The organism is Rhizobacter sp. P2_H2 (assembly GCF_056403375.1).
Genome location: NZ_JBFUFP010000241.1, coordinates 1 through 6,353 on the forward strand (window position 1 = coordinate 1; position 6,353 = coordinate 6,353).

The window sequence follows — 6,353 nt, forward strand, 5'->3', positions numbered from 1 at the left end:
GTGGAAGCCGGCAACGACCCGGTGGCGGAGGCCGGCTGCGGCGTCACGGTGGCGCCGGAAGACGCCGCGGCGGTGGCGCAGGGCCTGCGCACGCTGGTGTCGGCGGGGGGTGCCGCGCGGCGCGAGATGGGCGGGCGCGGACGGCAGTTCGTCGTCGAGAACCACAGCTATCCGGTGCTGGCGCGGCGCTTCATCGACGCGCTGCCGGGGGGGCCGGCATGACGCACGAACCTGACCGTGTCGCGCAGCGCTACGCGCGCCGCCAGGTCGGCGACCGCTACAGCCTGCTGCGGTCCGAGGTGTGGCAGATGGTGCAGGAGCGGCAGCGCGCGATGCTGGGGCTGTTCGCGCGGCATGGTGTCACCGACCTGTCGGCGTTGCGGCTGCTGGAGGTCGGTTGCGGGCAGGGCGGCAACCTGCTGGAGCTGCTGCGGCTCGGCTTCGCGCCCGACCGGCTGAGCGGCATCGAACTGCTGCCCGAACGCCTCGCGCAGGCGCGGGCATGCCTGCCGTCGGCGGTGGCGCTGCACGAAGGCGATGCGGTGCAGGCACCGATCACCGATGCATCGCAGGACATCGTGTTCGCCGCGACGGTGTTCTCGTCGCTGCTCGACGACGCGTTCCAGCAGCAACTGGCCGCGGCGATGTGGCGCTGGGTGCGGCCGGGCGGCGCGGTGCTGTGGTACGACTTCACGGTCGACAACCCGCGCAACCCGGACGTGCGCGGCGTGCCGCTCGCCAGGCTGCGCGCGCTGTTCCCGCATGGGCGCATCGACCGGCGCCGCGTGACGCTTGCGCCGCCGATCGCGCGCGCGGTCGCACCGGTGCACCCCGCGCTCTACACTCTCTTCAACACCTTGCCGGCGCTGCGCACCCACGTGCTCGCCTGGATCGCCAAGCCTTGACCATGTCTGCCAACCTGCCGTTCCTCCCCTTCGCCCTGCCCGAGATCGGCGACGAAGAAATCGCCGAAGTCGTCGACACGCTGAAATCCGGCTGGGTCACGACCGGCCCGAAGACCCGGCGCTTCGAGGAAGACTTCACCGCCTTCCTCGGCGACCCGGACCTGCACTCGATGGCCGTCAACTCGGCCACCGCCGGCCTGCACCTCGCGCTCGAGGCGTTGGGCATCGGCCCGGGCGACGAGGTGATCACCACCACGCACACCTTCACCGCCACCGCCGAGGTGGTGCGCTACCTCGGCGCCGATGTCGTGCTGGTCGACATCGATCCGGCCACGCTGTGCATCGACGCGGCCGCGGTGGAAGCGGCGATCACGCCGCGCACCAAGGCCGTCATCCCGGTGCACTACGCCGGCCTGGGCGCCGACATGCCGGCGCTGCTGGCCGTCGCGAAGCGGCATGGCCTGAAGGTGGTCGAGGACGCGGCTCATGCATTGCCGACCACCGTGGGCGGGCAGCTCGTGGGCACGCTGGACTCCGACGTCACGGTGTTCAGCTTCTACGCCAACAAGACCATCACCACCGGCGAGGGTGGCATGGTCGTCACGCGCGATCCGGAGCTCGCGAAGCGCATCAAGGTGATGCGCCTGCACGGCATGAGCCGCGATGCGTTCGATCGCTTCACGGCCAAGGTGCCGAGCTGGTACTACGAGATCGTCGCGCCGGGCTTCAAGTACAACCTGACCGACATCGCGTCGGCGCTCGGCATCCACCAGCTGAAGCGGGCGCGCGACTTCCGCCGCCGCCGCGCCGAGATCGCGGCGCTCTACCACGCCGGCTTGGCGGGCCTGCCGTTGCGGCTCCCACCCGATGCGCAGGCCGGCGACGCCCACGCCTGGCACCTGTACGTGGTGCAGCTCGCCGACGGCGCGCGCATCGGCCGCGACGCGCTGATCGAGCGCCTGTACGCCGCCGGCATCGGCTGCAGCGTGCACTACATCCCGCTGCACTTGCAGCCGTACTGGCGCGACCGCTACCAGCTGTCCGCAGCGCAGTTCCCGCACAGCCAGAAGGCATTCGAGACCCTGGTCAGCCTGCCGATCTACACGCGAATGAACGATGCCGATGTCCAGCGGGTGGTGGATGCGGTGCATGCCGCGCTGAGCTGACAAGGTCGTGCTGAAGCGGACCATCGACATCGCGGCGTCGGCGCTGGGGCTGGCGCTTCTCGTGCCGGCCTTCGCGGTGATGGCGTTGCTGATCAAGCTCGATTCGCCGGGGCCGGTGTTCTTCCGGCAGGTGCGCGTCGGCCGGTTCGGCCGGCCGTTCCGCATCTTCAAGTTCCGCACGATGACCGTCGCCCCGCCGTCAGGCGCCGGTCCCGAGTTGACGGTGGCGGGCGATGCGCGCATCACCSGCGTCGGCCAGGTGCTGCGCAAGTACAAGCTCGATGAGTTGCCGCAGCTGATCGACGTGCTGCGCGGCACGATGAGCCTCGTGGGCCCGCGGCCCGAGGTGCCGCGCTACGTGGAGCACTACCCCGACGCATCGCGCGAGCGCGTGCTGAGCGTGCGCCCGGGCATCACCGATGCGGCATCGCTGCACTACCGCGACGAGAACGACCTGCTCGCGAAGGCGGCCGATCCCGAACGCGAGTACATCGAGGTCATCCTTCCTTCCAAGCTGCAGTACGCGCTCGAGTATGTCGACACCGCGACGGTCGGGACTGACCTGCGCGTGCTCGGCCTCACGCTGCGGACGGTGTTCGCACCGCCGCTGCGCTCAACCCGGAGTCTCCTGCTCATGAACGACAGCAAAGTGTGGGGCTGGCTGGACCGCCAGATGTCCGGCCTGGATCCGTGGCGCAAGTGGCTGGCGACGGCCGCGGACGGCATCGTGATCCTCGCCTGCTGGCATTTCACCTACCTGTTCCGGCTCGGCTTCGAGCGCTGGCAGCCGGGACGGCCTGTGTATGACGACTGGGTGGCCGCGGGCGTGGTGCTGGCTTACCTGGCCGGCCTGCAGCTGACGGGTGTGCGGCGCGGCCTGTGGCGCTTCTATGGCTTCGACGACTTCAAGCGCATTGCCGCCGCCTGCCTGCTGGCCGGCCTCGGCAGCGCCGTCGTCGTCATGATGGCGCAGCTGGTCGGCGTGCCGCGGGCGGTGCTGCTGTTGCATCCGCTCTTTGCGCTGCTGGCGCTCAGCCTGCTGCGCATGAGCTACCGGATGCTGGGCGAGCATGCGCAGGCACGCGTCAATGGCGCCGGAGGCGAGCCGCGCCACGCCATCGTGCTGGGTGCCGGCAATGCGGCGCGGCGCCTCATTGCCGGCATCCACTTGCGCGACGGCTGGAACGTGATCGGCCTGCTCGACGACGATCCGAACAAGCGGGGTCATCGTGTGGCGGGACTGCGCGTCCTCGGCAGCCTGGACGACCTCGCCCGTCCCCACATCCGTGCCAGTGCCACGCATGTGATCGTCGCGATGCCGGGTGCCACGGCGCAACAGCGGGAGCGGGCCATCGAGCTGGCACGGCGTACGGGATTGCAGGTCCTGACCGTGCCCAGCCACCATGAATTGCAACCCGAGCCGGTGGCGGGGCCGCAAACCTGATCAGCGCTGCTGCAGGGCAGCCGCCACTTCGCTGTTCACTTCGTCGGCCGAGCGGAATTCCGGAACCAGGTTGGTGATCTGGCGCAGCATGCCGTCGTGGTCATCGGCGTCGCATGCCGTGCGCAGCGAGTCGAGCATCTTGTCGAGCAGCGGCGAGTCGATGTAGCGCTCGCGTGCGCACAGGATGCGTGGGTGGCCGCTCGGCACGGTTTCGTTGCCGATCAGCAGTTCCTCGTACAGCTTCTCGCCGGGGCGCAGCCCGACGAACTTGATCTCGATGTCGCCGTCCGGTTGTTCGGCGGTGCGTTCGGTCCGGCCCGACAGCCGGATCATCGAACGGGCCAGGTCGGCGATGCGCACCGGTTCGCCCATGTCGAGCACGAACACCTCTCCGCCCCGGGCCATGGCACCCGCCTGGATCACCAGCTGCGCGGCTTCCGGGATCAGCATGAAGTAGCGAATGATGTCCGGGTGCGTGATCGTGACCGGGCCGCCAGCGTGGATCTGCCGCTTGAACAACGGCACGACCGAACCCGATGAGCCCAGCACGTTGCCGAAGCGGACCATCGAGAACACGGTGCGGCCGCCGCGCTGGGCGCCCGCCTGGAAGATCAGCTCGGCGGCGCGCTTGGAGGCTCCCATCACGTTGGTCGGCCGCACTGCCTTGTCGGTGGAGATCAGCACGCAGGTCTCGACCTCGGCCGCCAGCGCCGCCTTGCACACCATCCTCGTGCCGAAGACGTTGTTGCGCAAGCCCTGCTGGACGTTGCTCTCGACCAGCGGAACGTGCTTGTACGCTGCAGCGTGGTAGACCGTCTGCACGCCGTGGCGGCGCATGGTGGCGAGCATCAGCGATTCGTCGAGCACCGAGCCCAGGCAGGGGATGATTTCCACGCCACCGGTGGACGCCGAATGGYGCAACTCGTGCTCGATCGAATAGAGCGCGAACTCGGAATGGTCCAGCAGGACCAGTCGCGCGGGCTTCTGCGAGAGGATCTGGCGGCACAGCTCGCTGCCGATGGAGCCGCCGGCGCCGGTGACCAGCACGGTCTTGCCGGCGATGTTGCGGGCGAACAGGTCGGGTTGTGGCGGAACGGGGTCGCGCCCGAGCAGGTCGGCCACGTCGAGTTCGCGAATGTCCGAGACCTCGGCCTGGCCGTTGACCAGCTCGACCAGCCCCGGCAGCATCTTGATCGGCAGGCCGACCCTTTCCAGGCCCTTGATCATGTCGCGCTTGCGCGACGAGGTGACCGAGGGCATCGCCAGCACGATCAATGCAGCGTCGTGGCGCTCCACGGCACGGTCCAGCGCCGAGGGGGCATAGACGCGCAGTCCCGCGACCGTCTTGTGGTGCAGGTCGATGCGGTCGTCCAGGAAGCAGACGGCGCGGTATTCGGTGCTGAACTGCATCGCCTGCGCGAGCTGCACGCCGGCGTCGCCGGCGCCGTAGATGATGGTGTGCAGGCGCGGGCGCCCCGGGTTCTTCAGCCCCTGCCGAAGCAGCTGGCGGGCAATGAAGCGTGATGTGATCACGTAGGTGAACGCCACGAACCAGTAGATCAGCAGCGCCGAGCGGGGCAGCACGTGCACGTTCATCAGCAGCGCCAGGCTGAACACCCCGAGCACGACGAGGGCCAGCGAGCCGCTGGCCGCTGCCACGACGCGAAGGTCGATGTAGCGAACCACCGTGCGGTACAGGCCTGCGACGCCCAGCACCGGCAAGGTCAGCAGCCCCAGCACGATCTGGATTGCTGGCACGGTATCCAGCGCCGAGGACACCGAGCCGAGCCGGAAGGACACCGACGCGAGCACGCACAGCGGCAGGAAGACGGCGTCGCTGCCAATCATCATCGCCAGCTTGGCGCGCGGCGGGAGTTTGGCGAGCCAGAGGCCCAGTCGGCTTCGGATCATGCGATTCAACCCCGCTGGGATCTGTCGGCTGCGACGGTGATGCCGGCCGGCACCTTCTGGCCCGGGCCCAGCGTGCAGCCTTCCTGGAGCCAGGCTTCGTCGCCGAGTTCGGCTCCGCCTGCCATGCAGGCGCCGATGCCCACATGAGCAAAGTCACCGAGCCGTGCGTCGTGGTCGATGATGGCTCCGGCGTTGACGATGACGCCGTCGCCGACATGTGCATCGCATCCGATGACGGCATTGGCCATGATGGTCACACCGGCGCCGATGAAGGCGCGCGGCGACACCACGGCACGCGGGTGGATCACGCCGGCGGCCGTGAATCCGGCGGCCAGCGCCTGCTGGAACGCCCGGCGCCGGGCGGCGTTATTGCCGATGGCGATCACGACCGCATCCGCCTGCTCGCGCAGACGGATCAGATCGGCGAGCCTGCCAAGCACCGGCTCATCCCACACCTGCTGCAGGTCGGGCCAGCGGTCGTCGAGAAAGCCGACCGGCCGCTGCTGCGCGCACAGCAGCGCGTCCGCGACCGAGCGGCCATATCCCCCTGCGCCCACGATCAACACACGAGCCATGGTCAGACGTCCTGTTCGGCGCGCACGCCGGCCTTGTAGCGAAAGGCCAGCCACACCAGCGGTGCATAGGCCACGATGGTGGCAGCGACGCCGTCCACCAGCCGCCAGGCGACCAGCAGCGCAATCGGCAGCAGCCACAACAGATTCACGGCAGCGAAGGCCAGCGTCACTCGCTGATGCGAACGGTGCTTGCGCGATGCATATTGATAGGCATGGCTGCGATGGGCTTCGGAGAATCGCTCGCCGCGCCGCACCCGTCGCACCAGCGTCGTCGTGGCGTCGACCATGAAGCCCCCCAGCAGGATGAACCAGCACCAGAACACCTGCGTGGCCTGCTGCGCCGTCCAGAGGG

The 6,353-nt window shown here is 69.1% G+C and carries 5 protein-coding genes and 3 pseudogenes; 5 read left to right on the forward strand and 3 right to left on the reverse strand.

The window, feature by feature from the left end:
- The 5 genes and pseudogenes from AC1D15_RS14455 to AC1D15_RS14475 all read left to right on the forward strand — a co-directional run.
- Positions 1–222 (forward strand): annotated as a pseudogene (locus AC1D15_RS14455) (glycosyltransferase WbuB); the annotation flags it as partial.
- Complete coding sequence (locus tag AC1D15_RS14460; protein WP_477826531.1) at positions 219–905, forward strand: class I SAM-dependent methyltransferase; 687 nt, start codon at positions 219–221, stop codon at positions 903–905. The pseudogene AC1D15_RS14455 and the gene AC1D15_RS14460, both read left to right, overlap by 4 nt.
- A gap of 2 nt (positions 906–907) precedes the next feature.
- Positions 908–2,071: a DegT/DnrJ/EryC1/StrS family aminotransferase gene (locus AC1D15_RS14465; protein WP_477826532.1), complete on the forward strand. Its 1,164-nt coding sequence runs from the start codon at positions 908–910 to the stop codon at positions 2,069–2,071.
- Positions 2,072–2,078: 7 nt separating this feature from the next.
- A pseudogene (locus AC1D15_RS14470) lies at positions 2,079–2,666 on the forward strand (sugar transferase); the annotation flags it as partial.
- Between the two features lie 78 nt (positions 2,667–2,744).
- Complete coding sequence (locus tag AC1D15_RS14475) at positions 2,745–3,515, forward strand: nucleoside-diphosphate sugar epimerase/dehydratase (protein WP_477826535.1); 771 nt, start codon at positions 2,745–2,747, stop codon at positions 3,513–3,515.
- Here the strand turns inward: AC1D15_RS14475 and AC1D15_RS14480 are convergent, their stop codons facing one another.
- The 3 genes and pseudogenes from AC1D15_RS14480 to AC1D15_RS14490 form a co-directional block, all read right to left on the reverse strand.
- Positions 3,516–5,426 carry a polysaccharide biosynthesis protein gene (locus AC1D15_RS14480; RefSeq protein ID WP_477826533.1) on the reverse strand — a complete coding sequence of 637 codons (1,911 nt, stop codon included), beginning with the start codon at positions 5,424–5,426 and terminating at the stop codon, positions 3,516–3,518.
- Positions 5,427–5,431: 5 nt separating this feature from the next.
- Positions 5,432–6,001: a NeuD/PglB/VioB family sugar acetyltransferase gene (locus AC1D15_RS14485; RefSeq protein WP_477826534.1), complete on the reverse strand. Its 570-nt coding sequence runs from the start codon at positions 5,999–6,001 to the stop codon at positions 5,432–5,434.
- 2 nt (positions 6,002–6,003) lie between these two features.
- Positions 6,004–6,353: pseudogene (locus AC1D15_RS14490) on the reverse strand (hypothetical protein); the annotation flags it as partial.